General features: G+C 45.4%; 26 protein-coding genes and 1 other RNA gene. 12 read left to right on the forward strand and 15 right to left on the reverse strand.

Annotation, left to right across the window (positions count from 1 at the left end; all coding sequences use genetic code 11):
- Positions 1 to 75 precede the first annotated feature (75 nt).
- Together J2Z28_RS07345 and J2Z28_RS07350 are read right to left on the reverse strand one after the other, a co-directional pair.
- Complete coding sequence (locus J2Z28_RS07345; protein WP_017689369.1) at positions 76 to 318, reverse strand: ferredoxin; 243 nt, start codon at positions 316 to 318, stop codon at positions 76 to 78.
- A gap of 117 nt (positions 319 to 435) precedes the next feature.
- Positions 436 to 1,737, reverse strand: coding sequence for a DNA polymerase IV (locus J2Z28_RS07350; RefSeq protein ID WP_211081820.1), 1,302 nt, complete (start codon positions 1,735 to 1,737; stop codon positions 436 to 438).
- A 533-nt stretch (positions 1,738 to 2,270) separates the two neighbouring features.
- Here J2Z28_RS07350 and cimA point away from each other — a divergent pair.
- Entirely contained in the window at positions 2,271 to 3,890 is a 1,620-nt protein-coding gene (gene cimA / locus J2Z28_RS07355; RefSeq protein ID WP_211081756.1) for a citramalate synthase, read from the forward strand.
- Positions 3,891 to 4,005: 115 nt separating this feature from the next.
- Here the strand turns inward: cimA and J2Z28_RS07360 are convergent, their stop codons facing one another.
- Positions 4,006 to 4,557, reverse strand: a complete 552-nt coding sequence (locus J2Z28_RS07360; RefSeq protein ID WP_211081757.1) for a TlpA family protein disulfide reductase — start codon at positions 4,555 to 4,557, stop codon at positions 4,006 to 4,008.
- A 226-nt stretch (positions 4,558 to 4,783) separates the two neighbouring features.
- Between J2Z28_RS07360 and J2Z28_RS07365 the strand changes: the two genes are divergently transcribed.
- On the forward strand, positions 4,784 to 5,275 hold the full coding sequence (locus J2Z28_RS07365) for a M67 family metallopeptidase (protein WP_211081758.1): 492 nt from the start codon (positions 4,784 to 4,786) through the stop codon (positions 5,273 to 5,275).
- Here J2Z28_RS07365 and J2Z28_RS07370 read toward each other — a convergent pair.
- The 3 genes from J2Z28_RS07370 to J2Z28_RS07380 are packed head-to-tail and all read right to left on the reverse strand — an operon-like array spanning position 5,261 to position 8,522.
- Positions 5,261 to 5,998: an exonuclease domain-containing protein gene (locus J2Z28_RS07370; protein WP_017689374.1), complete on the reverse strand. Its 738-nt coding sequence runs from the start codon at positions 5,996 to 5,998 to the stop codon at positions 5,261 to 5,263. The genes J2Z28_RS07365 and J2Z28_RS07370 overlap by 15 nt on opposite strands.
- Entirely contained in the window at positions 5,995 to 7,080 is a 1,086-nt protein-coding gene (locus J2Z28_RS07375) for a DUF294 nucleotidyltransferase-like domain-containing protein (protein ID WP_415841444.1), read from the reverse strand. The genes J2Z28_RS07370 and J2Z28_RS07375 overlap by 4 nt, the downstream gene beginning before the upstream one ends.
- Positions 7,081 to 7,121: 41 nt before the next feature.
- Entirely contained in the window at positions 7,122 to 8,522 is a 1,401-nt protein-coding gene (locus J2Z28_RS07380) for an ammonium transporter (protein WP_211081760.1), read from the reverse strand.
- Between the two features lie 351 nt (positions 8,523 to 8,873).
- Here J2Z28_RS07380 and J2Z28_RS07385 point away from each other — a divergent pair, with 351 nt between their 5' ends.
- Positions 8,874 to 9,302 carry a MerR family transcriptional regulator gene (locus J2Z28_RS07385; protein ID WP_017689377.1) on the forward strand — a complete coding sequence of 143 codons (429 nt, stop codon included), beginning with the start codon at positions 8,874 to 8,876 and terminating at the stop codon, positions 9,300 to 9,302.
- A 28-nt stretch (positions 9,303 to 9,330) separates the two neighbouring features.
- Positions 9,331 to 10,011, forward strand: a complete 681-nt coding sequence (locus J2Z28_RS07390) for a zinc metallopeptidase (protein ID WP_036609646.1) — start codon at positions 9,331 to 9,333, stop codon at positions 10,009 to 10,011.
- A gap of 44 nt (positions 10,012 to 10,055) precedes the next feature.
- Here J2Z28_RS07390 and gltC read toward each other — a convergent pair whose 3' ends face one another.
- Entirely contained in the window at positions 10,056 to 10,967 is a 912-nt protein-coding gene (gene gltC / locus J2Z28_RS07395) for a glutamate biosynthesis transcriptional regulator GltC (protein ID WP_036609648.1), read from the reverse strand.
- A gap of 69 nt (positions 10,968 to 11,036) precedes the next feature.
- The gene (locus tag J2Z28_RS07400; protein ID WP_036609651.1) at positions 11,037 to 11,663 is read right to left on the reverse strand and encodes a rhomboid family intramembrane serine protease; all 627 of its coding nucleotides are present in this window, start codon (positions 11,661 to 11,663) and stop codon (positions 11,037 to 11,039) included.
- Positions 11,664 to 11,811: 148 nt separating this feature from the next.
- On the opposite strand from J2Z28_RS07400, the gene tpx reads away from it, so the two are divergent.
- A complete protein-coding gene (gene tpx / locus J2Z28_RS07405) occupies positions 11,812 to 12,330 on the forward strand; it encodes a thiol peroxidase (RefSeq protein ID WP_211081761.1) in 519 nt (172 codons plus the stop codon).
- Between the two features lie 72 nt (positions 12,331 to 12,402).
- On the opposite strand, the gene J2Z28_RS07410 is transcribed toward tpx, so the two are convergent.
- The 4 genes from J2Z28_RS07410 to cshA form a co-directional block, all read right to left on the reverse strand.
- Positions 12,403 to 12,795 carry a DUF1499 domain-containing protein gene (locus J2Z28_RS07410; protein WP_017689382.1) on the reverse strand — a complete coding sequence of 131 codons (393 nt, stop codon included), beginning with the start codon at positions 12,793 to 12,795 and terminating at the stop codon, positions 12,403 to 12,405.
- 182 nt (positions 12,796 to 12,977) lie between these two features.
- A non-coding RNA gene (ssrS, locus tag J2Z28_RS07415) (6S RNA) lies at positions 12,978 to 13,169 on the reverse strand.
- A 51-nt stretch (positions 13,170 to 13,220) separates the two neighbouring features.
- Positions 13,221 to 14,033 carry a YesL family protein gene (locus tag J2Z28_RS07420; protein ID WP_036609655.1) on the reverse strand — a complete coding sequence of 271 codons (813 nt, stop codon included), beginning with the start codon at positions 14,031 to 14,033 and terminating at the stop codon, positions 13,221 to 13,223.
- Between the two features lie 217 nt (positions 14,034 to 14,250).
- A complete protein-coding gene (cshA, locus tag J2Z28_RS07425; RefSeq protein ID WP_211081762.1) occupies positions 14,251 to 15,849 on the reverse strand; it encodes a degradosome RNA helicase CshA in 1,599 nt (532 codons plus the stop codon).
- Positions 15,850 to 16,154: 305 nt separating this feature from the next.
- Between cshA and J2Z28_RS07430 the strand changes: the two genes are divergently transcribed.
- The 4 genes from J2Z28_RS07430 (at position 16,155) to J2Z28_RS07440 (ending at position 20,249) form a co-directional block, all read left to right on the forward strand.
- Positions 16,155 to 16,976 (forward strand): YitT family protein, encoded by an 822-nt coding sequence (locus J2Z28_RS07430; protein WP_036609659.1) that lies wholly within the window; start codon positions 16,155 to 16,157, stop codon positions 16,974 to 16,976.
- Positions 16,977 to 17,150: 174 nt separating this feature from the next.
- On the forward strand, positions 17,151 to 17,339 hold the full coding sequence (locus J2Z28_RS31105) for a hypothetical protein (protein WP_029880762.1): 189 nt from the start codon (positions 17,151 to 17,153) through the stop codon (positions 17,337 to 17,339).
- 163 nt (positions 17,340 to 17,502) lie between these two features.
- Positions 17,503 to 18,693, forward strand: a complete 1,191-nt coding sequence (locus tag J2Z28_RS07435) for a putative glycoside hydrolase (protein ID WP_211081763.1) — start codon at positions 17,503 to 17,505, stop codon at positions 18,691 to 18,693.
- A gap of 203 nt (positions 18,694 to 18,896) precedes the next feature.
- Positions 18,897 to 20,249, forward strand: a complete 1,353-nt coding sequence (locus J2Z28_RS07440) for an MATE family efflux transporter (protein WP_211081821.1) — start codon at positions 18,897 to 18,899, stop codon at positions 20,247 to 20,249.
- A gap of 83 nt (positions 20,250 to 20,332) precedes the next feature.
- Here the strand turns inward: J2Z28_RS07440 and pfkA are convergent, their stop codons facing one another.
- Complete coding sequence (gene pfkA / locus J2Z28_RS07445) at positions 20,333 to 21,304, reverse strand: 6-phosphofructokinase (protein ID WP_036609663.1); 972 nt, start codon at positions 21,302 to 21,304, stop codon at positions 20,333 to 20,335.
- Between the two features lie 53 nt (positions 21,305 to 21,357).
- Positions 21,358 to 22,437 carry a tetraprenyl-beta-curcumene synthase family protein gene (locus tag J2Z28_RS07450; RefSeq protein WP_211081764.1) on the reverse strand — a complete coding sequence of 360 codons (1,080 nt, stop codon included), beginning with the start codon at positions 22,435 to 22,437 and terminating at the stop codon, positions 21,358 to 21,360.
- Between the two features lie 179 nt (positions 22,438 to 22,616).
- Between J2Z28_RS07450 and J2Z28_RS07455 the strand changes: the two genes are divergently transcribed.
- Together J2Z28_RS07455 and J2Z28_RS07460 are read left to right on the forward strand one after the other, a co-directional pair.
- A complete protein-coding gene (locus tag J2Z28_RS07455) occupies positions 22,617 to 23,957 on the forward strand; it encodes a polysaccharide biosynthesis protein (protein ID WP_211081765.1) in 1,341 nt (446 codons plus the stop codon).
- A 40-nt stretch (positions 23,958 to 23,997) separates the two neighbouring features.
- Entirely contained in the window at positions 23,998 to 25,170 is a 1,173-nt protein-coding gene (locus tag J2Z28_RS07460; protein WP_074094449.1) for an MFS transporter, read from the forward strand.
- A gap of 156 nt (positions 25,171 to 25,326) precedes the next feature.
- Here the strand turns inward: J2Z28_RS07460 and J2Z28_RS07465 are convergent, their stop codons facing one another.
- The gene (locus tag J2Z28_RS07465) at positions 25,327 to 25,524 is read right to left on the reverse strand and encodes a cold shock domain-containing protein (RefSeq protein ID WP_017689394.1); all 198 of its coding nucleotides are present in this window, start codon (positions 25,522 to 25,524) and stop codon (positions 25,327 to 25,329) included.
- A 162-nt stretch (positions 25,525 to 25,686) separates the two neighbouring features.
- On the opposite strand from J2Z28_RS07465, the gene J2Z28_RS07470 reads away from it, so the two are divergent.
- Positions 25,687 to 25,920 (forward strand): hypothetical protein, encoded by a 234-nt coding sequence (locus J2Z28_RS07470; protein WP_017689395.1) that lies wholly within the window; start codon positions 25,687 to 25,689, stop codon positions 25,918 to 25,920.
- The last annotated feature ends 2 nt before the right edge of the window (positions 25,921 to 25,922 follow it).

The following is a 25,922-nucleotide window of genomic DNA, read 5'->3' on the forward strand; positions in this document are numbered from 1 at the left end:
TTCAATGATGCAAAAAAAGCACCTTCCCTTGTCGTTAAGACAAAAGAAAGTGCTCTGTGTTCATGTGAGAAATGCTTAGCCCTCTTTATTGAAAGGCTCGTCCGCTACTTTGATTGAATCTGTAGGGCAGCCATCGCATGCATCCTGCATATCGTCAAACAAGTCGTCTGGAATAGCTTTGACACCATGGTTAGCATCGCCGTCAAAGATAACTTCTGCCAAACCTTCATCATCATAATCGTAGATGTCTGGAGCCGTTGCTCCACAAGCGCCACATGCGATGCATGTGTCTTTTTCAACCCAAGTATATTTACTCATTTACATTCTCTCCTCCTAAAATTCGAAACGTACAGTGTTTTTATCTAAAAACATATTAAACCAAAGTAAGGATAATTACAAATCAATTTGCAACCACAAGCCTTTATTATCCCTTATTTAATCAAGACTTTGCAAGTTATCTTTTTGCAGGGAAGTACCGCGCACTTTATGATTACGAAGCAGCACGGAAGGATCGTCTCCAAGCATGCCTGCGGTCACAACAGCATTCTCACCAAATTTATCACGTAACTGATCCATAATCCGAATCAGATTGTCCTTCTTGGGCTTCTGCTCATATTCGAACAAGTCCATCTGCACAGCGGATTCCTCTCTTGGAATCAGGTTCTGAAGTGTCACACCCAGCATGCGTACAGGCTTGCCACTACCCCAATGCTTCTCAAATAGTTTACAGGCCTCACGGTAAATGACCGTTGCATCCTCCGTAGGAACTTCCATTAGACGTGATCGAGTGATTGTCTTCATATCCGGTGTCCGGATTGTAATCTGAATACCCTGGCTGAACATTTCGTGCTTGCGCAACCTTCTGGCTACCTGGTCACTTATATTGAGGAATACCCGATGAATCTCATTCATATCCGATACATCCGCTGGTAGAGTGGTCGTATGTCCAATGGATTTATTGGCCTCACGTTCCGCGTGAACTGCGGAATGGTTAATGCCATTCGCGGAATTTTTGAGCCATGCTCCATTCACTCCGAATAGTTCGATCAACATGTTCTCATCCGACTTGGCCAACTGACCAATCGTTTCAATGCCCAGTTTTTTCAACTTTTCAGCCGTTTTTTTGCCAATGCCAAACATCTCGTTACATGGCCTGTGCCAAAGAATCCGGGGTACGTCCCTCATGCGTAAAATGGAGATACCGTTCGGTTTTTTCAGATCCGAAGCCATTTTCGCCAATAATTTGTTGGGTGCAATGCCAATGGAACATGGCAGCCCCAATTCATCCTTGATTCTCCGCTGAATGCTCTCCGCAATCTCCATTGGATTCCCGAATTGCCTTGAACCTGTAATATCCAGATAACATTCATCAATGGATGTCGCCTCAAGTTGAGGCGTATAACTATACGCAATCTGCATGAACGCTCTTGAATATTGACGATATAAATGAAAATCAGGACGAATCACAATGAGATCAGGGCACTTTTTCATGGCTTGGTGCACAACCATACCTGTTGAGATGCCTCGATTACGAGCGGCATATGAGCAGGTTACGATTACACCCTTTCGCAGTTCACTGCTGCCCGCAACGGCCGTTGCTTTTCCTCTATATAAATCTGGTTCCTCGGCTTCATGTACAGAGCAGTAGAAAGCATTCATATCGACATGCAGAATCACCCGTCCGGCTGCAGGGTAATATTGATCCACATTTGCTGGAGGATTGCCGTCTGAAGACATCATGAACCCCCACCCTTTCATGCACACTAATTAATGAAACGTAATTTGCTTTCTTCTATAGTATATCAAACCCGTTATGTTAATTCAGTCATGAGCATTTATTTTCTGCGAGATCTGATCAGAGACAGAATAATTAACCAGCCTACACTCACAAAAAGTATCAAAGTGATCAGAGCAATAATCGTATTTTCCCATACAAAACTCAAAATTAACCCTCCTTTTCTTCCATATATTCCAATTAAAACTCAATAATAGATTATAACATACATCCGGATTATGATTAACATCCTTCTTTTTTCTCTAAAATCCGTTAATTGTTACATGAAACTGCGATTTCTATGTAGCATTTGGCTATAATGGTGCTATAATAATTAATTATACAAATTGACGACTTTAGGACAAATCAGCGCATTGAGTTTAACACAGTGTAGCGTTGCCGAATCGAAGGATTCGTCCACTAACGTACTTAACAGCTTTTCCTAACTTAAAATCCAAACTTTTAAAAGAGCGCTTTATCTCAAAGGAGGATCTTCATGTCAAAGGCCATTTCCATCTTCGATACGACTTTACGTGACGGCACACAAGGGGAGGGTGTCAGCTTATCGGCAGACGACAAACTCAAAATTGCCAAGAAGCTTGATGACCTGGGTGTCCATTATATTGAAGGCGGAATTCCCGGCAGCAATACCAAGGACATTGAGTTTTTCAAAAGAGTCAAGGAATTAAACCTGAACGCAAAGGTTGTTGCTTTTGGCAGTACCCGTCGTAAGGGCAGCGTTGCTAGTGAAGACGCCAACCTGAAGCGAATGATCGAATCTGGTGCTCAGGCTGCAACCCTAGTCGGTAAATCATGGGACTTCCATGTGCATACGGCTTTGCAGACTACATTGGAAGAAAACTTGTCCATGATCTATGATTCCATCGCCTATCTGAAACAGAATGGTATGGAAGTGATCTTTGATGCAGAACACTTCTTTGACGGGTTCAAACATAACCCGGAGTATGCTCAAGCGGTCTTGACCAGAGCTCACGAAGCTGGAGCGGACTGGCTCGTCATGTGTGATACCAACGGCGGGACGATGCCAAACGAGGTGCACGAGATCGTATCCACACTGCGTGGATGCCTGCCTCATGCACATCTCGGCATCCATACACATAATGATTGTGAACTGGCTGTCGCTAACACACTCAGTGCTGTACAAGCCGGAGCTCGTCAAGTTCAAGGAACGATGAACGGTTATGGAGAGCGTTGCGGTAATGCTAATCTGGCGTCCATCATTCCAAACTTGCAACTGAAACTTGGCTATGAATGTGTCACTAAGGATTCCATGAGACAACTTACAAACGCGGCTCGTTATGTCAGCGAAATTGCTAATGTGAATATGCCGATTAATCAACCTTATGTCGGCAATGCTGCTTTTGCTCACAAAGGTGGAATTCACGTCTCTGCCATCCTGCGGGATTCACGTACCTATGAACACATCGTGCCTGAACTGGTTGGTAACAAGCAACGTGTGCTGGTCTCGGAACTTGCCGGACAGAGTAATATTGTATCTAAAGCACAGGAACTGGGTCTTGAGTTTGATCCAAGCAGTGCCAATTCACGTCAGATTATTGAGAAAATCAAAGACCTGGAGCATCAGGGTTACCAATTCGAAGGCGCAGATGCTTCGCTTGAATTGTTAATTCGTGAAGCGAACGGTGATATGAAAGAATTGTTCACGTTTGAATCATTCAAAATGCTTGTGGAGAAAACGGCGGGCAAATCTGTTGTTTCCGAAGCTTTTGTCAAAGTGAATATCGCTGGAACAAGCGCTTATACCGCTGCTGAGGGCAATGGTCCGGTTAACGCACTCGATAACGCCCTTCGGAAAGCGCTGGTGCAATATTTCCCTTCCCTTGCCAACATGCATCTGTCGGACTACAAAGTGCGTGTTCTGGATGAGAAGGATGCCACAGCTGCCAAAGTTCGTGTATTGATCGAATCCAAAAATACGGAAAACACCTGGAATACTGTTGGTGTATCCGAGAACGTGATTGAAGCAAGTTGGGAAGCTCTCGTTCACAGTTTCCGCTATGCTTTGCTTCAAGAAAAATTGCAGGATGAACCGGGCATACTCCCTATTCCTGCTCACGGGTTAAGCAACCACTAAAGTGTAGGTTCAAAAAATCGTTTTTTGAACCTCTTAACGCTTATTTCCCGGAAAATATAAAGAAGCCTATGTACCCATGATTCATGGATGCAAAGGCTTCTTTGTTTGCAGAAAATTAATTCGCAATTAACTTTTTAATCTTACGTTCCAACTCTTTCTCGGGTAATATGCCCAGAACAATCTCCTGGATAACTCCTCTGGAGTCAATCAGAACATTCGTTGGAAAAGCCACCCCATTGTATTGAGCATACACAGTCCCCTTCTCATCCAAGGGAATAGGGAATGTCAGTTGGTACTCATCCACAAAAGCTTTGGCATCTTTGAGTTTATCGTATGACGTTACATTAACCCCATACATGTCAAGCTTATCCTTGTATTTCGCAGCCATTCTGTTCAACTCTGGAGCTTCCTGCTTACACGGCTCACACCAGGATGCCCAGAAACTGACGAACGTAGCCTTATCTTTGGCACCGCCCACACTGTACGTCTTCCCATCCATTGCTGTCAGAGAAAAAGTAGGTGCCAGAAGACCCGCACGTGGTCCCGTCTCTGTAGGCATGGGTTCTTCCTGCTTAAAGACGGCTGCAATGCCGTCACCCGCATTCTGGGCCAGTGCAATACCAACCAGCAAGACAACACCAAGGAGTATGTATATGTTTCGTTTCATAACCCGCCACCCTTTTATATAATTAGCCTGTTGAAACTAAAACCGCAATTTCTTCACATGCTAAGTGCTTAACACGCTCTATGACAGTTCACCAGAACACGATTCCCAAATGTTCTCTTTATTATTGTACCCTTTTCCTTTAAAATTTTACAATCCGCATTACAGAAAATAAAATGAAAAAGGACTCCTGCCATAGCAGGAGCCAAAGAGAGAGGGGTGAATACAAATGGCAGCACTTCACGGGCAGCAAAACGCCTTCTACATCCCTTCTTCCGTAGAACAAGAGATGTCAAAGCACATGTTCCTTTCGCTGCCGCAAGAAGCCTGCGGGGTTATGCTGGGTGAAACCGCAGCGGGCGGTATACGAATCAGTCGGTTTCAGCCCATTCGTAACGTAGCACCTGACCCGCTGCACCATTTTACTCTGGACGATGCCGAATGGATTCGGTGCGTATTCTCCGAGCCCAAGCTCATTGGTATCTTCCATTCCCATCCGCAGACTAGGCCCGTTCCATCCGTAGAGGACATCCAAGCGCTTCCGGCCTTCGCCGGTTTGCTTCAGATGTACCTCATCGGCTCACCTGACCTAACAAGCGGGTTGCGATCTCATATGCATCTGAACGGTTATCTGATTGAATCTTCGAAGGAATCGCAGGATCCGGCACAACACGTTGTGCCTTCATACAATCTGCTTCCCGTTCCGTTATGCGTGACTTAGCTGGGTATACAGATCACCCAGGGTCTCCACATTTTTACGAGTCATGTCCTCCAAGTAGCAGGACCATAACTGTGCAGTCATTTTTGAATCTTCCAGTGCATGGTGACGTCCATAGATCGGAATCCCTCTGGATTCCAGCAATTCATCCAGACCATACCCTGGCCTGCTTGGTTCAAGCCAGCGGGCCAACATCATCGTATCGATTAAACGATGTGTCAGTCTTACCTTTGAAGTCCGCCACAGAGCTGCATTCAGAAAAGCTCGGTCATGCGCACTTGCGTGTGCAATCAGAACATTTCCACCTACAAAAGACATGAAATCATGCAGCCCTTCCAGCAAAGTCGGTGCGTCCAACGTCATCTCCTGTGTAATACCTGTAAGTTCAGTAATATGTTCCGGAACCGCAGTCTTGGACTGCACCACCGTATAGAACTGTTCTCCTTCCAGTACCACACCTCCATGTATACGGACCGCACCAAATGAGATAATCTCATCCCCGTGCTGGGGCGAAAATCCCGTCGTTTCCAGATCAAATACAACTGCGTCCAGCTCATTTAGAGGTGTATGCAGAACCTCAGGTCTGCGCTGTTCTCTCATCATAGAGCGGATAAACGCCATGTGTTGCGCCGTAGGGGCTCCCATAATGGAAGCGATGGCGGAAGGAACCCCTCCCTGACGCAGCGAATTCCAGAATCCTGTATTGCCCCTTGCCGGCTCTCTCATGGACGTCTCCTTTCTGCAAAACGCAACTGTCTTTGCAAAGCACGATGCACCCGTCGTACCAACCCGAGCGTATCCCTGAGCTCATAATGAATTTGCTTTTGTTTCATCTGTTTCTCATCCAGAAACCCACTGCTATGTTGCAAATCCCCTTGGATGACAACCGGTGTACTTCTGCGAAAGTTCAAAGCGGCTAAGAAGGCTCGCTGGCATGCATCCAGTAATGTAAATGGAACAGCTTCAAGTGAAGTCAGTCTTTCCATTCTTTTTAACGTCGATGACTCCTTGATCCCATGTTGCAAAGCTAAATAACGGGCACTGTTCACCAGCGGAATGTACAAACCATACTTGACATCAAATCCGCCTGCATGTTCACCAAATCGTTCTGTGACCACACGTCCAAGTACATTTAATGTAGCTTTATGTTTAACCGTGTTGCGAAGAACTGCATCCGAAAGTTCAGGAACCAGTCTGAACTGTTCATAAAAAATCGTGATCCATTCCTCCGCCAGACTTTGCTCACCTGCAACAAAACGCATGTCTGAAGCAATAATCAGATTACGAACGGGCTCCCAATTCAGATCCGAGCTCCAATCTGCTAATTGTTGTTTCCATGACGCCAGCGTTTTTCTCCAGAGTGGCTCAGAGCACATGACTTTACCTTCGCACTTGGCGTAACCAAGCTCTTCCAACATATCCGTTATTCGCTGTCCGAGCTGAGCAAAATATTCCTCTTTACCTTCATGCGGAGTATCGCTAATGATCATGCCATTATCCTGATCACTCCATAACGTTGCTTCTTCCCTGCCAGAACTGCCAAATACGATAAAGGCATAGGGGACGGGAGGTTGGCCGAAGCCTTCCTCAACCATCCCCTGAATGCATAACTCTACTGCTTTCCGTGCAATCCGGTCATGCAGTTCATTTACCGTTTGGTACCACTCGATTGGCGACAAGGAAGCGGACAACAATTCCTGGAGCTCGTTCTGTAATATCACACGTGCCTGGCGCAGCTCTTGAGAAGACACCGCACCATCGATTCCCTGATAAGACCAGGAATAGTTTGTATACGAGATGGGTTCCATCATGTCCAGCCTCCTTGAAGCATGATTCAGCATCATTCACCTCAGGAGCTGAACGTACCGCCATTGGATTTAGAATCTGCATTTTTCATTTGTTCAGGGTATCCGTAAGTACCGTGCTCACTGATATCCAGACCCATTGTTTCTTCTTCTTCAGTAACACGGATGCCCATGATCGCTTTCATTCCGCCCAGAATAATGAAGGACATTACCAGTACGAAGGCAAAAGCACCTGCCAGACCGAGAAGCTGTACGCCCAATTGGTGGAATCCACCGCCATAGAACAGACCCGCTTGACCTACACCAGCATTCTCGGCAAGTTCAGGAGTAGCGAACAAACCTGTGGAGATCGCACCCCACATACCAGCAATACCATGTACGGAGAAAGCGTAGATTGGATCGTCAATTCCTTTACGATCGAAGTACTGTGCTGTGAAGAATGTGATGATACCCGCCAGAGCACCGATAACCAGCGCTGCCCAAGGCTCAACGAATGCACATGCTCCTGTAATCGCAACGAGTGCCGCAAGCACACCGTTTAACATGCTAGGAATATCAGACTTCCCAAGTACTGCCCATGAGATCAACAGCGCAGCAACACCACCGGCTGCAGCAGCTACGTTAGTAGTTAATGCAACATAACCGAAGAATCCATCTCCCATGGCAGACAATGTACTACCTGGGTTGAATCCGAACCAACCGATCCAGAGGATAATAACCCCGAGTACAGAATACACTTGGTTGTGACCTGGAATGATGTTAGGTTTGCCGTCTTTGTTATATTTACCAATACGTGGTTTCAACAAGATGGTCGCTACCAATGCTGCAGTCGCACCAGTCAAGTGAACAACCGTCGATCCTGCAAAGTCTTGCATACCCAGCTCAGCCAACCAGCCGCCGCCCCATACCCAGTGAGCAACAACCGGATACATGATAATGGTATAAAGAGTACCGAAAACAATATATACGCTCATCTTTGCACGTTCAGCCATACCACCGCAGGCAATGGCCAGAGATACCGCCGCAAAAGCGAGATGGAATACGAATTTAATAGTCAGTGGAACATCGGAGAAAGCCAGTGATTCGAAGGAAGCAGCCATCTTGTCACCACTCAGGAAGAATCCTGTTGTTCCAAAGAAGCTGTTACCATTACCGAAACCAAGACCGAAACCCAAAGCCCAGAAGGCAATAACTGAAATTCCCAATGTCAGGATGGTCTTACCCGCAATGTGTCCTGCATTCTTCATTCGTGTTGAACCCGCTTCGAGTAAAGCAAATCCCCCTTGCATCAAGAACACGAGTACAACAGCCAAAAACGTAAAGGCTGAGTTCAAACCACTTTGAAGTTCAATGTTAGTCGGACCCTCCGCAGCCGCAAATGCGCTGACCGGAAAAGCGAACAAAGTAAGCATTACTAACATGGAAACCAACCATTTCTTTCTCATATACCCCACTCCCTCTTGTGTTAAGTTTCTTCACATAACATGAAACTCTTAATGTCATTATAAGCAGAAGAGAGGAAAGTTGACAAGAGTATTTTCATCAAAACTGAAAATTATTTCTGGGAATAAAGTCATACGTCTTTTTCTTGCACTTAAGTACATAATCACATTCTATGAGTACATAGATATAGAAATGCAGTATGCTGATTGCCAAAGCATAACGTTTGACTGTACGGTTAAAGATCATGTATCATACTTATTAGTAAGAAAATTGGGCGTAGTCTAGAAATTCAGAAGTGGAAACTACAATTCCCTACATTTGAACTTGCAAGCGAGGTGAATATCATTGGGGATATGAAACTTTTTCGGATTGGCGAACTTGCCAAGACCGCTGGTGTTAGTGAACGGACGATTGATTATTACACAAAGCTTGGACTAATCGCTCCCGAAGAACGTACACAAAAAAATTATCGTCTCTATAGTAATGAAACTTTAACGAGGCTTGAACGTATTGTACAGATGAAACAAGAGAAGTATAGTCTCGACGAGATTAAGCAATCTCTTGAGAAGTGGCGTCTGGTTAGTACAGAAGAACAAGTTGCCAGCAAATTGACAACATTGGAACTTCATGTACAACAACTTGAGCGAGAGGTTAACGAACTCAAACCGCTACTTGGAGAGATGAAACCTGTACAAGCACGTAAAATGATGGCAGGACTCCTCACCAAAAGTGCCGGTACAATGGAGGCACTTAAAATCTTGCTTGAGAACACCATGATGTAGCTTATTTTTAGAAAGCGGAGGAATGAATATGAGTTTTAATAACGGTATGTTCGTATTGATCATTATCGCCTTTTTGCTCTCTTTATGGGCGCAATTTCGCGTTAAAGGTACGTTTAGACGTTGGTCGGAGGTACCGAACCAGAACGGAATGACTGGTTACGATGCTGCTCGCCAGATGCTTGATGCTAACGGGCTGCATGATGTTCCAATTGAACCTGTACGTGGTACACTCTCTGATCACTATGATCCAATCAATCGGGTTGTACGTTTATCAGAACCAGTATATTATGAAAACTCAATCTCAGCTGTTTCGGTAGCGTGTCACGAAGTTGGCCACGCCATTCAGCATAAAGAAAGTTATCCGATGCTGGCACTGCGTCACCGGATCTTCCCAATTGTGAACTTTGCATCCGGATTAGCTCCATTCCTGTTGATTGCAGGATTCATCTTCAATGCCATGAACCTTGTAGGTATCGGTATCATCTTCTTCTCCGTAACTGTAGCATTCCAACTCATCACTTTACCAGTTGAGTTCAATGCAAGTAATCGCGCTAGAGAGATTATGGTATCCGAAGGGTACATCCGTAATGAAGAAGAAAAAGGTGTTGCAAAAGTTCTGAATGCCGCAGCCTTGACTTACGTTGCTGCAGCGTTGATTTCACTGCTTGAGTTGATTCGTTACATCGGAATCTTCAACAGCCGCGATTAATTGGATACTTAATACAACAAAAACAACAAAACAATACCCCACCGTTAATCGGATGGGGTATTGTTTTGTTGTAAACCGAAATAATCAAGCAAGAATGAACGAAAGGACTGAGCAACCAGCGGCAGTTTATCATGCGCACGATGAATTAACCCGATAGTTCGCGTTACTTTTGGATGGGAGATAGCCACATGTGCCGGTTGCAACGGATTCGTCTGGAATAACGCCATCTCAGGTAGCAGACTGACCCCCATGCCCGCAGCGACCAATCCGCGGATGGTGTCGGTCTCTTCCCCTTCAAAAGCGATCTTGGGTGTAAAACCAGCTTCCAGACAGGCATGCCATACAATAGGACGAAGAGAATAACCTTTGCTAAACAATACAAATTTATCATCTTTGAGCTGTTCAAGCGCAATTGTCTCTTCACCAGCTAACGGGTGATTAGGAGGAAGGATCGCATGTAATTCTTCCGTGAGTACAATATCGCCATCTACTTGATCATGCTTTTCTGGAAAAGGAGAAATGAATGCCAAGTCTACCTCTCCGGATAACACATCACGAATCAGCGTAGGGAACATCCCCTGCTTGAATCTGAATTTCACGTTGGGGTAGCGCTGACGGAAAGCAGCCACCACGGAAGGAATGAGATGAATCCCCAGGCTATGCGGAAACCCAATTCGAATCTCTCCATGCTCCGGGTCCAGAAACTCATGAACTTCCCCGACTGCCTTGTCCAAATCTTTTAATATACCTTCAATTCGTTTGCAAAAAAGCTGCCCCACTGCAGTCAACTGCAGGTTTCGTCCCTTTTGCATAAAAAGGTCCACGCCCAGTTCTTCTTCCAGCTGATGAATCTGACGACTCACCGCCGACTGTGCCACATGCAACTCTTCAGCAGCCTGTGTTACATGTTCCTTCTGTGCCACTTTCAAAAAGTAATGCAACTGTCTTAATTCCACTCGCCTGATCGCTCCAATCTGTTATACCCTACTTATCCTTGATTGCATTCCATCTTGAGAACGTTCTGACTACCGCTTTAAGCTGCGGGGTTTCCACAATCTGATCAACAGTCCGTAAATAAAGAATCCACCCAACAATCCGCCAAGGTGAGCCATCCAGTTGATGCCCGACATGGCGAAGGAGAATATGATTCCGAACAAAAGTAACGTGTACATCGTTTTGCGCGAAGCCTCGTCCATCATCGTTCGCTGGAACAGCGCTACATACAGGAATGCACCATAGACGGCATAGATCGCTCCTGAAGCACCTACCGAGATGGTAATACTCCCAACCGAGTTGTACCACGCAACAGCAAGAATATTACCCAATACACCGCCACCCAGGTACAATACACCATACCTTACCGACCCGAGCAACCGCTCCATCGGTGGAGCAAATACGATTAACGCAAAACTGTTAAACAATAAATGACTGAAGCCCGCATGCAGGAACATCGATGTAATGTAACGCCACCATTCATGTGCGAACAGTTCATGATTCGTAAGTGCCCCGAATTTCAGCAGCACCATATTGTTCGTTGATCCACCGTTCACCGTTAACACAATAAACATGACTACATTGGCAATTAGAAAAAGCGACGTCAAAGGGAAATACTTCAAATAACCTTTCCAGTTCTCATAGCGAATAAATATCATAAATTTCTTCTTTCACTCCACCCTGTTCAGATCGGACTTACATCTCTGATCCATCGTAATGGTACATGTCCGAATTGGACAATGCCTTTCATAAAAGATTATAATGGATTTTGGCACGGATCACCAATTTATAAGGAGGAACATTATTATGACACAAGAACGTACAGGCGCAGCCACATTTAAAGGCAACCCTATTACATTGATCGGACCCGAACTGAAAGTGGGCGATCAAGCACCTGATTTTACACTGAGCAAGAACCTGGTTGAGGATGCTTCCCTGAAAGACTTTGCAGGCAAAGTCAAATTAATCAGCGTTGTTCCTTCCCTGGACACTGGCGTATGCGATGCGCAAACTCGTCGTTTCAACGTGGAAGCTGGAGAACTCGGAGACAACGTTGTTGTCTTGACAGTCAGCGTTGACCTTCCGTTTGCTCAAGCTCGTTGGTGTGGAGCAGCTGGTGTTGACCGCGTAGTTACATTGTCAGACTACAAAACACGTTCTTTCGGTGAAGACTACGGCGTTCTGATCAAAGAATTCCAACTCGACATGCGCTCCATTTTTGTTTTGGATGCCGAAGACCGGATTACATATGTGGAGTATTTGCCTGAAATGACAGACTCCCCTAACTTCGAACAAGCGATTGCTGCTGTAAAAGCTTTGCTGTAGAAGTTATCATACGTTCAGAACAAAAGCGAGGAAGGTTAACCTTCACTCGCTTTTTGTTATTCATCATCTATTTCAATCATTTGCTTTATACTTGCTTAGCTTCTTATCCAGTACAGAGAATAAGTTCATAATCGTGCGATAATTGGAACCCAAGTCTCCAAGTGAACCACGTGAAGCTGAATACATATCCACCGCACTGCGAACAGGACTTACTGAGATAATGGAAACTGTAATATCCATTGTCCGTCCAAAGGTAGTCCGCTTCTCCAGAATAACTTCTCCAACAGAAGGCACTTCATGCAGCACTTTATAACCCGGAATCTTTTTGAGTGTCGAAGAGACCTCTTCCCAGGCTCTGTCTTTGGATAAGTTATAATACCGTGTTTTTAATTTGGGATCCTTGGCTCGATCGCTGGTCCCCTCCATGCTGCGGATGATACCGACGAGCGTTCTCTTTAAGGTCAAGACCCTTCCTCCTTTGATTGTAACCGTTCCATTTATGTATCTTAGTGTAACATTGTTCAAGTAGTAACAAAAGGGCAAGCATCATATTTATCATAAAACCAATCAAAAACATTCATCACAACTTAAAAACACCCTGAAATTCCTTTTGTAGAGGAAAAGTCAGGGTGCTGTACATGAAGATTTAGGAACCCGCCTATGCCGTCCGGCTACATTGTCTTATGAACCTGCTTGGCAGGTGGGTGACCGCAAAAATGCTTTTTGAAGTCCCCATGTCGTATAGACAGGGCTTTTCAGCAACATTCTGTGTTGATCTCCCGAAGACATCATCATTGGTTCAAAACAACGAATAACCGAAACGTACATCGCAGGATGTACAATTATTATATCCCTAACTGTGTAAAAAGTAAATGGCGATCCATCATGTTTTATTTTTGCAATGTAATGTTTTTGTCGTCTGATGGCTCAGGTGTTTCACCATTCTCTGCTGATTGTTCAGCCAGCGCAGCAGCTTCCTCTTCTTCCTTCTTGAGTTGCATCTTCTCCATCTGCTCCTGCATCTTGTTGAAGGTTGCGTAGAAGTTAAAGAAAGCAAACCAGGCAATGATGCTGATAATGAAGAAAACAAACAAGACCGGATAACGGAAACCGATGTAGAACAGCAATCCACTTCCCAGCAATGTGGAAAATACACGGAATGGTCTGATCAGCGTAAGCAATACCGCGTTTTTGATAATGAGTCCGATGGACATATGATAATGTACAACCATCGAGAAAAAGTTAAAGAGAGATACAAATAACAAGAGAAGCAGCACAAGCATAATGATTCCCACGAGCTGCATATTGCGGAACTGCGTCATGTAGACTGTATAATCCAGATACATAATCGCGAACAGCAGTGTGTAAAAAATGCCCCCAATTAAACTTTGCTTGTAGTTTTCCTTGTAACCTACAAAGAAAGTACGGAAGATCGGTACATCCGTATCGCCCATATTCCATTTACGAACAACCGTAAACAGCGCCGAAGTCGCCGGGAACAGTGTAAGCGGTGCCACAATAGCTATAGCCCAGTTCATTTGCAATGATTCGTTTGCGAGGTTCTGCTGCATCACGAGCAGTTTCATAATCAAGAAAAACAAGAACGGAGACGAACAAATAGCCCACAACAGATTGGTTGCGGCCAGTCTCGTAATCCACTCTGTAAGCCGGTAGATCCCACCCATAGCTCCTTTAAATTCCAAACATTTCTCCTCCTCTGCAGCCTTGCGAATTACCTGAAGTCTAATATTAATATACCTTATTATAGATAGTAAAAGCCAGTACTTCCCGAAAAGAGATCGTCATTGTCCTTAACTAGCGCTTCTGGCCGCTTCTGGCAGTGAAATAAATGATGCAGTAATTTTGAAAAGAAAAAAATGGAGCAGTTGCCCGCTCCATTTTTCAGATCATACGTTTATATTACTCGAAAGAAGAATCTTTCGCTGGACGACGTCCTTCGTTGCTGCTTGGACGCGGTTTGCGGTCACGGTTGTAACCACCTTCTCTGCTTCCACCGCTAGTGCTGCTGCTACCGCTGTTACGATCACGGTTGTAGCCACCACGTCCGCTGCCACTGCTGTTGCGATCGCGGTTGTAACCACCACCACTGCCACCGCTACCACTTGTGCGGTTGCCGCTGTAACCCGATGGTTTACGTCCGCCTGAGCGAACATCTGGTTTACGACGTTTCGCACGGATTGGATCTTCAGGAGTCAGATCAACTTGAGCGTCTTTTTTGTCACCTGTCAGGAGCTTCAGTGCAGCCGACAACAGTTGAACAGAATCATATTGCTCAAGCATTTGAATCGCAATACCTTTGTATTCGTTCAGTTCGCCTGATTGTACGATTTCCAGCAAGCGCTCTGCTGTCAAACGTTGTTTACCTTCAACTGCTTCTGCCATTGTTGGCAGTGGTTTACGTGGAATACGGTGACGTGTTACACGCTCGATGAAGTGCAAGTGATCAATCTCACGCGGTGTAACGAAGGACCAAGCAGCACCCTCTTTACCCGCACGACCTGTACGTCCGATACGGTGAACATAACTCTCCGGATCTTGCGGAAGGTCAAAGTTAACAACGTGAGTTACGCCAGATACGTCGAGACCACGTGCAGCCACGTCTGTTGCAACGAGTACGTCAATGCTGCCGTCACGGAACTTACGCATTACCGCATCACGTTGATTCTGGGACAAGTCACCATGAAGACCGTCTGCAGAATATCCACGTTTTTGCAAAGCTTCAGCCAATTCATCAACACGACGTTTTGTACGTCCGAATACGATCGCCAGTTCAGGAGATTCCATATCCAACAAACGGCTCAATGCTTCGAATTTTTGACGCTCAGGTACTTCGATATAGGATTGGTCAATCAATGGTGCACTAACATGTTTCGGAATCACAGAAATGTGTTCAGGATTGTTCAAGAATTGTTGTGCCAATTTTTGAATGTTAGGAGGCATTGTTGCTGAGAACAGCATCGTTTGGCGCTCGTCTGGAACTTGTTTCAGGATGGATTGGATATCCTCCATGAAACCCATGTCGAGCATTTCATCTGCTTCATCCAGTACAACAGTTTGTACATCATCTAGTTTGATTGTTTTGCGGTTGATGTGGTCAAGGAGACGTCCAGGTGTACCAATGATGATCTGTGGTTTTCTTTTCAGTGCACGGATTTGACGCACGATATCTTGTCCGCCGTAGATTGGCAGGGAGCGCAGACCTTTGAAGCGAGTGAGTTTTTCGATCTCTTCAGCAACTTGAATTGCAAGTTCACGTGTAGGTGCCATAATAAGGGCGCGGATTTTCTCGTCACTTTTTAAGATTTTGCTGATCAACGGAATACCGAATGCAGCTGTTTTACCCGTACCTGTTTGAGCTTGACCAATCAAGTCTCTGCCTTCGAGTGCCAAAGGAATCGCTTTGGATTGGATCGGTGTTGCTTCTTCAAACCCGAGCTCAGTGATGGCTTGCAGCACCAGTGGTTCAAGATTGAAATCTGAGAAATTTAAATTTGTCAAAATTATTCATGCTCCTTTTATATGGTGGACATGGTGGACAATCCACTTTGTTGTCTGTATTCTTAAGTAGCGTTAATATTTATAGGGTATCCCAACAGGGCAAATTATTTTCACTAACGAATATAATTCCATGAATGGGTCCCCAACATAAGACTAAAACTACATACATGTGTTTGAAACATTTCAAAATTTTATTGCTCCATTTAGGAAAAGTTTCCTACTCAAGAATATCCACAAATTATTATATCACAAAACAATTCAAGATTACCAGCAATCTGGTTTTAAATATAAATGAGGTGATTAAATTGCCCAAAATAATTTGGCACTCTTTAGTGATCATTTTGGGTGCTGCAGCTATTGCCTGCGGCTTCAACTGGTTTTTGGTCCCCCATCAGCTTTTAAGCGGCGGGGTGTCCGGTATTTCAATGCTTCTGGGTTATTTTACAACGTTGAATCTTAGTATAATGTATTTTGTTCTTAACATTCCCCTGCTCATTGCAGGTTGGTTTATTCTTGGACGACGCTTCATTACATTAAGTATTCTTTCGGTAGCAGCCACTTCCTGGTTCATTGCGCTTCTGCCTGTTTTTGCTGTGGCTACAGACCCTTTACTTAGTTCTGTATTTGGCGGTGTGCTTATTGGAATGGGTACTGGCGTTTCCTTCCGAGTCGGCGGCTCCACAGGAGGACTCGACATTGTTGGGTCCATTTTCACGCGTAAACGTGACTTTCCGATTGGTACAGTGATGGCCGGCATGAACGGTACGATCATTATGCTTGCAGGATACCTGAGTGACAATTGGAATACAGCCTTGGCCTCGATGGTATCCATCTACATTACAGGCAAAGTGCTTGATCTGATCCATATCAGTCACGTCAAAGTAACACTGTACATTATTACAAACGAAACCGAAGCCATGTTAAAGAAATTACTTGTTCGGCCTCGTGGAGTTACCAAAATTAAGACTCAGGGAGCATACACGGATATTGAGAAGGACATGCTCATGACCGTTACCACCCGCTACGAGTTGGTTGAAATTAAACGTATTATCAAGGATACAGATCCAAACGCTTTTGTTAACATTGTGGAAACGGTTGGTGTTATGGGTTCATTTCGCAGAAGTTGAGACACCTGTACGGTTAACAATTCACAACATTGTGGTATAATAACGGTGTACGGCTCCTAAATATGTTGTATAGCAGGTTCAACCCTTCAATTTCACAGGCCATATGCTTTCCCGAATCGCGCCGAATGACTTACCATTTTGGAATTCGAGTAGGAAAGGGTGATTATTGTGGATATGGAAACGGTAAAACTGTTTGAGATTGTCAACAGATGGTGCCCGGAAATGCTCCCTTTCTTGAAACCGAATGAACTCGACTCACTGATTGTCCTCCGGGATGGGCTGGGCATCCTGGAACAGGGAGACGCAATGGAAATCATTCAGTACAGTATTTGTGAGCATCAAAATGAGATTTACATTCAATAATTTTTTTCAGATTGATCACGCCGCTTCTTGCAGGGGATTTCCTCAGCAGGAAGCGGTTTTCATTTTTTCCATGTGTTTCATTACTTGATTAATATGGTTAAAAGCCCAGAGGCTTTAATGTATAATTCATACATGGAATGCACACATAAGGGAGTGGAAATGAATGAACATGTTTTGGGCTTTACTGGCTATGGCCTTTGGAAGCTTTGGAAGCTTTGGTGGTGCCCCCGCAGTGGCGGACCAGGGAAACCCTCAATTCCAATCGTTAACCAACAGTTTTAACACCGCAATTATCCAATCTCAAAAAGATCAGGTTGTTATTGATGCCGATAACCCACCTGCCAAAATTGATCCTCAACCTGATGCACCTGTGGTCAAAGGTATTTATGTGACGGCCTACAGCGCCGGCGGCGCACGTATGAAAGAATTGCTGGAACTGACCGATAGTACAGAACTGAATGCCATGGTCATTGATATCAAAGACGATCTCGGATACATAACTTATCCCACAGAAAACAAAGCGCTTCAGAAAATGGGTAAATCCCAACCTTTTATTCGAGATATCGATGCCTTAATGAAACGATTGCAAAAACATGAGGTCTACCCGATTGCACGTGTCGTTGTATTCAAAGATACGATTCTTGCCAAGAAAAATCCGGAGCTCTCCTTCCGTAACAAGGATGGATCTGTATGGGCAAATGGCAAAGGCGACAGCTTTGTGAATCCGTATAGCAAGGAAGTATGGGACTACAACATTGAGATTGCCAAGGAAGCTGCCAAGCTTGGATTCAAAGAGATTCAATTTGACTATGTTCGTTTCCCGGAAGGTTTCGAAACTCGAGCCGATGTACTGAAATATACCAAATCCGACAAGTCACGAGTGGATGTTGTGGCTGAATTCGTGCAATATGCACGCAAGGAATTGGCCCCGCTAGGTGTTCGGGTCTCGGTTGATATTTTCGGTTATGCCGCTTCTGTACCTGCGGCTGAGGGCATTGGACAGGATTTTGTTAAAATATCCGAAAATGTGGACGTAATCTCACCGATGGTATACCCTAGTCACTATTCTACTGGCTGGTATGGGGTCAAGGACCCTGACAAAGATCCTTACACAACCATCAAGGGTTCAATGGAAGACACGCACAAGAAACTGGACCCTACTAAAGAACTCAAACCCGTCATTCGTCCGTGGATCCAGGACTTCACAGCAAGCTGGCTGGGCAGTGGACACTATGTCAAGTATGGCAAGAAACAAGTGGAAGACCAGATTAGAGCGATGAAGGACATGGATGTGCATGAATATCTGCTCTGGAATGCGTCCAACCGTTATACATCAGGTGTACAATATCAGTAATCCGCACTCTTTCATACTTCTCATTTCATCCAACCTCGTTCTGCTTGAAGCGGAGCGAGGTTTTTTGGTGTTCATTTTTCTCTGCCTGCCCTACTCTGCTTCTGTCCCTATTCAAATTGAACAAAATCCACTACAATAAATAGCTGTCCAGATATGACACTTGGATGACATCTCTTTAGAATAGCGAGGCACTGCCAGTGAACATGAACACAACAAGTTTTTCCCAAAAAGTGAAGCAATTCCTGATTATATTTCTGCCCATCTTCACCACTCAAATCGCCCTCTCTGCCATGTCGTTCTTCGACACGAATATGTCAGGCAAGTTTTCTCCGGCCGACCTTGCAGGCGTCGCAATCGGCACAAGTCTGTGGATGCCAGTTCAAACTGGACTAAGCGGGATTCTGATCGGTATTACACCTGTCGTTTCCCATCTGTTAGGTTCCAAACGGAATGATCAGATCGGGTATAACGTCATCCAGGCGTTGTATCTCGGAATTGCAGTCAGTCTCGTCGTTATCGGAGCCGGGGCGTTGTTACTTGGCCCTATACTGAACGGAATGCCTCTGGAGCCCCGGGTTGCCCAAGTTGCCTTATATTTTTTGTGCGCACTTGCTTTTGGCATTATTCCGCTCTTCGGATATACCGTGCTGCGCAGCTTCATGGATGCACTAGGCCAGACGCGAACTACAATGTTCATTACGCTGGTCTCTCTGCCCGTTAATATCTTGCTGAATTATCTGCTAATATTCGGCCGCTGGGGCTTTCCACAATTGGGCGGTGTTGGTGCTGGTGTTGCTACAGCATGTACATACTGGCTGATCTTTCTTATTAGTCTCTTTTTTGTCCATCGGGTAGAACCTTTCGCCCAGTATGGCATTTTCCGTCAATGGACCCGTGTATCATTGTCCAAATGGAAAGAGTTACTCCAGATTGGAGTGCCCATCGGATTCGCGACTTTTTTCGAAACGTCCATCTTCGCTGCTGTGACTTTAATGATGAGCCGTTTCGATACCACAACCATTGCTGCCCACCAGGCGGCGCTGAATTTCGCTTCTACGCTCTACATGCTGCCTGTGAGTATATGTATGGCTCTTACGATCCTTGTGGGCTATGAGGCAGGTGCGGGGCGTCTGAGAGATGCCAGACAATACAGTCTGCTTGGAATTGGTGGAGCCATCGGACTCTCACTGCTGACAGCGATCGTGTTGATTGTGTTCGGCGAACAGATTGCAGGCGTGTATTCGAACGATCGAGAGGTCATTGCACTTACGCAGCATTTCCTCATCTACGCCATTTTCTTTCAGATCTCGGATGCGATTGCTACACCGACCCAAGGAGCACTACGTGGCTACAAAGATGTTAATCCGGCACTAATCATCACGTTCGTAGCCTATTGGATCATTGGCTTACCTGTAGGTTATCTAACTGCTACGTATACCTCACTCGGTGCCTTCGGATACTGGATCGGCCTCATTGCCGGACTTGCTGTAGGAGCAACAGCGCTTCTCTGGAGACTCTTCCTGGTACAAAAACAAGCCGCACTCCGCAAGGCTTAACATTGATATACTCACTCCGTGAAACAACAAAAAGAGCACAATCCACGTTAAAGCGGGATTGTGCTCTTTGCGTATGAATCGAATTATTGGGACAAACGTTGTGCAAGCTCGTAAGTCACCATATCGAAATCTTTTTTTGTGTTAACCACTTTATCAATATCCGTCAGGGTAAGCTCACCCTTGATAATGCCACAACCTTTGTCTGTCTCGCCTGCAATCAGACTGCGAACAGCGAAGTCTCCAAGACGGCTTGCCAAGTTACGGTCGAATGGAGTTGGCGTACCCCCACGCTGAATGTGACCCAGAACGGTTACACGCGGCTCATATGTCGGGCAACGTTCCATCAGTTCTTTTGCTACATCTTCACCCTTGCCTACGCCTTCTGCAACGATGATAATACTGTGACGTTTGCCATGTGCAAAGTTAGCTTTCATCCGATCTGCTACTTCGTCCATGTCAAACGGAACTTCTGGGACAAGAATCGTCTCAGCACCCGAAGCAAGTCCGGCATGCAGAGCGATATCCCCACAGTGACGACCCATAACTTCCACGATGGAAGAACGTTCGTGTGAAGACATCGTATCACGCAATTTGTTTACTGCATCAACCACTATGCTTACAGCTGTATCAAATCCGATGGTATAGTCGGTGAATGAAACATCGTTATCAATCGTTCCTGGCAGCCCCATGGTGTTAATGCCCAGCTTGCTCAGTTTATTCGCTCCGTTGTAGGAACCATCCCCACCGATAACAACCAGACCGTCAATGCCACGCGCACGCAGAATGTCCGCACCTTTTTGCTGGCCTTCAGCGGTATAGAACTCCTTGCAACGTGCCGATTGAAGAACCGTTCCCCCACGTTGGATGATATCCCCTACACTCCGCAAATCCATTGGGAAAATGTCATTATTTAAAAGACCCTGGTATCCACGTTGAACTCCAAATACTTCGAGACCGTGAAACAGTCCGCTGCGAACAACCGCACGCACAGCCGCGTTCATCCCCTGTGAATCACCACCGCTCGTTAATACTGCGATTTTCTTTACTGCTGTCATGATGTTTCTTCCTCCTCTAGTTTCACTTCAGGCTCCGCAATATCACACCTGACTTACATATTTTTCCGTATCCAGCGACTGAAAATGAAGAAAAATATTCTTGTGATCGGACTATTTTTCAGCAGACGTTTGGATACGACGCGAACTTCCTGTTGTTCGCTGACTTTGGGATCAGACAGGTAAATGGCAATCAGTCCTTCGATGATCATCCGGTGAAAGGAGCTTCCCGGAATCTTCTGTACATCACTGCGTGCCATCTCCACAATAAAAGCAATTCGGTCCAGCATTGTCTCCACATTCTCATAATAGTTGCAGAAGTTGAGATCTCCCCCGATGCGGTCCTCATCCTGATCAATTAAATAATCGAGCATAATGTGCAATGCGCATACATGTGGGAAATAGGCCGTGTGGATCGAGGCCGCTTGCTCTTCAGTCAACTGATCGTCACTCGCAGCCAGAAACAGCATGAAAACGCCCAGTGTAGAGCCAGTTGCAGCAGCAAATTCGTTCCAACGAAACTGAGGTGTGCGATGACGATGCTCCGACCACCATTCGAGCAGTGCCGTTTCTCTCAGTTCCGGCTTGATATGCTTATATACCTGCAGGTCCGTGTATAGGCCTGCCAGATCCTGAATTTGGGGCTTGGCGGACGTATAGCCTGGTAACTGACGGGTCAGTTCCTGACATGTGGTCACCAGATTCCGCAGATATCCACCGTCATCCTGCTCCTCACGGAGGGCATAATAATTGACGGGAGTTGCTTCGGGATCTACCGCATCAAGCATGGATTGATGGAGAAGACGAAAGTCATCCGGGTCCATCGAAGTGCTGCGGTCGCACAGATTGTCCAAATAATCACTAATAGTTTGATATGAAACGATCAGCGGAATCAGAATGTGTCTGTTCGGCAAATCAGCTAATGCGTAGACGGTTCCGCCTTCACAGTGAAACTGTTTATCCTTCAGACTGGCAAGTGCCTGTGTACGCAACTCCTCATTCGGAATCGCATCAGCTTGGGAACGCCATCCATTCAGTGCCTTCCGTGTTTCCGGAATGGTGTATTTGTACACCCCTCTCATCAATGCCAGCGGTCCACGCGGATATTGATGACGTTTTCGATTTGATTGGCTCAAAATAAATGTGCCTCCACTTGGTTGAATACGTATTAGAGCGATTTTTAACCATTCCTATTATAATATGATCCCCTTAATTGTACAAATGATCTGCCGCATATTCCGCATAAAAAATCGCATCCGCGCCCAAAGCTTTGTGATATACTAGGCATATTTCATCCATCAAAGGAGTCGTTGACATGTCGTCAAGTGAATCACTTTCGTGGAGACGGTTATTTTCTTTTTTTGTGCCACTTGGCATTTCCGCCTCTCTCGTCACCATTTCTCACGTCATTATAAACAGCACATTAGCACGTTCCGCTCATCCCGAGACGGTTATTGCCAGCTATGCAATCGCCGGTAGCTTGTTAACCCTCACGGAACGCCCCTCCACCCTGCTGCGGCAAACCTGTTCCGCACTGGTTCGCGACCGCCTATCCTTTCAGGCCCTCACGTTTGTGACCAAAATATTTCTTGCCTGTGTGCTTCTCATTGGGTTTCTCATCGTATACTCTCCCGTTGGTACCGGGGTGTTCAAATACTTGTTTGGTGTAAGTCCGGATCTGCTGAACAAAGTCATCGATGTATATGAAATTCTCATGTATGTGAGTATCTTTTCAGTGATCCGAAACATCTATCAGGGGATCATCATTACGAATAACCGCACCAAGTGGTTAACCATCGGGATGGTATTCCGTTTAGCCGGTATGTACGGCCTATCCCTCTATTTCATATACACAGACAGCATTGACAGTGGACGTGTAGGCGCTATCATTTTTGCTACTGGCATGATGATTGAAGCGCTCGTCAGCTTTCTGGAGGGAAACAGCATCAAGCGTAAGATGCCAGCCAAGCTTGAGGATCATCCCGTCGAGAGCAAGGGAGACGTATTTCGCTTTTATAAGCCACTGCTGTTATCCAGCTTTGTAGCGCTGTTCATAGGACCGGTTATTAACATTGTACTGGGCAAAACGACCGGGATCGCACTAGCCATTTCGTCCTTTGCCATAGCAAGCAGTCTGATGCAGTTGATGCTAAGCTTCTTTACATACATCCATCAGATCGTGCTGAATTTCTACCTTGTGGACGCCAAACTGGTACGAAAATTCGCACTTGTCACCGGATTTATTCCGTTTGCGATGATGGTGTCGATTGCCTATACCCCCTTGGGACCATGGGTACTCGAAAATGTCATGAGCGTTCAGGGCGAACTTTTGCAACAAAGTCTGTGGACGCTGCGTGCGTTCGTCTTATTTCCGCTGATCTTCCCTTTTCTGGATTTCAGCAATGGCCTCATTCTGCTTCGCGGTCAGACGAAAACGATGTTTCGTTCACAAACGGCGAATGCAATCTGCACGGTAATTGTGCTGCTTATACTGGTTAGTATTTTTCCTGCGTGGAACGGCATGATTGGCGCTGTAGCCCAATCCCTTGGCCTGCTCGCCGAACTTATCATTGTCTGGCTCGTCATCCGGCGCACGAAGCAAGAACCTACGATGTCCGTGCCCAAAGACCGTAAATCAACACCCCTGAAAGGGTAATAAAATCATTCAATTGTTATCAGGATTGGAGTCTCTCATCATGAAATTAAGTCACAACGCCCGCCCGGATCAGAACTGGCTGCGGGCTCTCATGTTCACCATCTTTGGTTCCACCGTTCTGGTGGTATCCTACTTCCAGCTTTACTTCAGTCATCTGGGCTTCAGTCGGGCTGAGATTGGATATCTCTACGGAATTGGCCCCCTCATCTCTGTGTTCTCCAATATGTTCTGGAGCATGGCCAGCGACCGCTACCAAACGGTACGCAAAGTAATGATCATTCTGCTTGGTGGTCAATTGATCACAGGGATCATGCTCGCCAATGCAACAACTTTCGGTCAGGTATTTGTACTCGTGACCCTGTTTTACTTTTTCTATTATCCGGTCTATCCTCTCTCCGATACGATGGCCATTACAACGGCCAGCAAGTACGGCCGAAATTTCACTTCCATTCGAGTCTTCGGATCGATCGGTTATGCCTTCTTTGCATTAAGTATCGGGTATTTCCTTGGATCTTTTGGTCCAGCATGGACGATTTGGGTCTGTGTTGGTCTTGCTGCCACTACACTATTAATCAGTTTTCAATTGAAGGATCAACCTTCTGGAAGCAGTAGCAAAATGGATCTATCGGGGTTATGGGCTATTTTGAAACGCAGAGATGTGCTCACCTTTTTTGGCTGTGTATTTTTGCTTGCTATGGGACATCGCATGAACGAAGCATTTCTTACCATCACGCTAAAAGATCTGGGTGCCAGTGAGGGGTTGATCGGCTGGTCTTTGCTGATCTCTTCCGTAAGTGAAATCCCCATATTTCTACTGCTCAGCAAGTATGGTAACCGTTATAAAGAACTGCCGCTAATTGCTTTTGCTGCACTGATGTATACGGTTCGTTTGCTTCTCATGTCCATATCTGATACACCTGCAGCTGTCGTTGCGATTCAGACGATGCACAGTGTTACCTTTGGTATTTTCTACGTTACGGCGGTCCGCTATATCATTCGCCTAGTTCCGGACGGCTACAGAGCTACGGGTATGGCTTTGTTCACCATTGTCTGGTCCAGTGCTTCGGGACTTCTTAGTGGAACGTTGGGCGGACTGCTGCTGGAACATGCAGGCAGACAAACCTTCTATCTCACCGCTATGGCTTTCTCCCTGGCTGCACTGATTGGTTTCGGATTGAAGTTATGGTCCAGCATGACCAATCGTGTCTCCTGAACACACAGGGAAACTTACACCGTATACAACCGTTATTTACACTGAAAAATTTTAGAATCAAAAAAAGCACAGCCTCCCATAGGGGACTGTGCTTAGGTTCTTAATATTCAGCTATAAATTTATAATATATAAGAAGTCCGTTAGCCGGATAAATTCTTACAGTTTGTTTACGTTAGCTGCTTGAGGACCACGGTTTCCATCAGTGATTTCGAATTCTACCGCTTGACCTTCTTCCAATGTTTTGAAGCCATCTCCTTGGATTGCGGAGAAATGTACGAATACGTCCTCGCCGCCTTCAACTGAAATAAAGCCATAGCCTTTTTCTGCGTTAAACCATTTAACTGTACCTTTCAAATGAAAAACCTCCTAAAAATATCGCCATCTATGGCGAATACCCTTATTATACTGTATGGGCTTCCATTTTGCAATTTATCTTTCCATAAATGTCGAAAAAATTTGCTTTGAATCGTAGGGTACGGTATCATTTTACCAAAACCGTTAGTTTGGAGACTACCTATGATAAAAAAACATGAAATATACAAAACAGACAAGTGGAATATGATGACCGTAGAAGTTCAAGGCAAATATCTCGTACTGCGAGAAATTTCGGAAGAGTGGGGCGAAGAATGCCATACTTTCCTAAGTCGTCCTGCATTAATGCACTGGGCTGAACGCCGTTTTCCAAAAGCAGATTTTGAGAACCGTGAGGATGAATGGCGTCAATTGATGGCTGCCTTCAAAGGGGTCTAACC

This window comes from Paenibacillus xylanexedens (assembly GCF_017874615.1).
Taxonomy (GTDB): Bacteria; Bacillota; Bacilli; order Paenibacillales; family Paenibacillaceae; genus Paenibacillus; species Paenibacillus xylanexedens.

Excerpts from the sequence above, each read along its gene's own strand:
- J2Z28_RS07345 (WP_017689369.1), bottom strand. The coding sequence starts at position 318 with ATGAGTAAATATACTTGGGTTGAAAAAGACACATGCATCGCATGTGGC.
- J2Z28_RS07350 (WP_211081820.1), bottom strand. The coding sequence starts at position 1,737 with ATGTCTTCAGACGGCAATCCTCCAGCAAATGTGGATCAATATTACCCT.
- cimA (WP_211081756.1), top strand. The coding sequence starts at position 2,271 with ATGTCAAAGGCCATTTCCATCTTCGATACGACTTTACGTGACGGCACA.
- J2Z28_RS07360 (WP_211081757.1), bottom strand. The coding sequence starts at position 4,557 with ATGAAACGAAACATATACATACTCCTTGGTGTTGTCTTGCTGGTTGGT.
- J2Z28_RS07365 (WP_211081758.1), top strand. The coding sequence starts at position 4,784 with ATGGCAGCACTTCACGGGCAGCAAAACGCCTTCTACATCCCTTCTTCC.
- J2Z28_RS07370 (WP_017689374.1), bottom strand. The coding sequence starts at position 5,998 with ATGAGAGAGCCGGCAAGGGGCAATACAGGATTCTGGAATTCGCTGCGT.
- J2Z28_RS07375 (WP_415841444.1), bottom strand. The coding sequence starts at position 7,080 with ATGGAACCCATCTCGTATACAAACTATTCCTGGTCTTATCAGGGAATC.
- J2Z28_RS07380 (WP_211081760.1), bottom strand. The coding sequence starts at position 8,522 with ATGAGAAAGAAATGGTTGGTTTCCATGTTAGTAATGCTTACTTTGTTC.
- J2Z28_RS07385 (WP_017689377.1), top strand. The coding sequence starts at position 8,874 with ATGAAACTTTTTCGGATTGGCGAACTTGCCAAGACCGCTGGTGTTAGT.
- J2Z28_RS07390 (WP_036609646.1), top strand. The coding sequence starts at position 9,331 with ATGAGTTTTAATAACGGTATGTTCGTATTGATCATTATCGCCTTTTTG.
- J2Z28_RS07400 (WP_036609651.1), bottom strand. The coding sequence starts at position 11,663 with ATGATATTTATTCGCTATGAGAACTGGAAAGGTTATTTGAAGTATTTC.
- tpx (WP_211081761.1), top strand. The coding sequence starts at position 11,812 with ATGACACAAGAACGTACAGGCGCAGCCACATTTAAAGGCAACCCTATT.
- J2Z28_RS31105 (WP_029880762.1), top strand. The coding sequence starts at position 17,151 with ATGGAAACGGTAAAACTGTTTGAGATTGTCAACAGATGGTGCCCGGAA.
- J2Z28_RS07435 (WP_211081763.1), top strand. The coding sequence starts at position 17,503 with ATGAACATGTTTTGGGCTTTACTGGCTATGGCCTTTGGAAGCTTTGGA.
- J2Z28_RS07440 (WP_211081821.1), top strand. The coding sequence starts at position 18,897 with ATGAACACAACAAGTTTTTCCCAAAAAGTGAAGCAATTCCTGATTATA.
- pfkA (WP_036609663.1), bottom strand. The coding sequence starts at position 21,304 with ATGACAGCAGTAAAGAAAATCGCAGTATTAACGAGCGGTGGTGATTCA.
- J2Z28_RS07455 (WP_211081765.1), top strand. The coding sequence starts at position 22,617 with ATGTCGTCAAGTGAATCACTTTCGTGGAGACGGTTATTTTCTTTTTTT.
- J2Z28_RS07460 (WP_074094449.1), top strand. The coding sequence starts at position 23,998 with ATGAAATTAAGTCACAACGCCCGCCCGGATCAGAACTGGCTGCGGGCT.
- J2Z28_RS07470 (WP_017689395.1), top strand. The coding sequence starts at position 25,687 with ATGATAAAAAAACATGAAATATACAAAACAGACAAGTGGAATATGATG.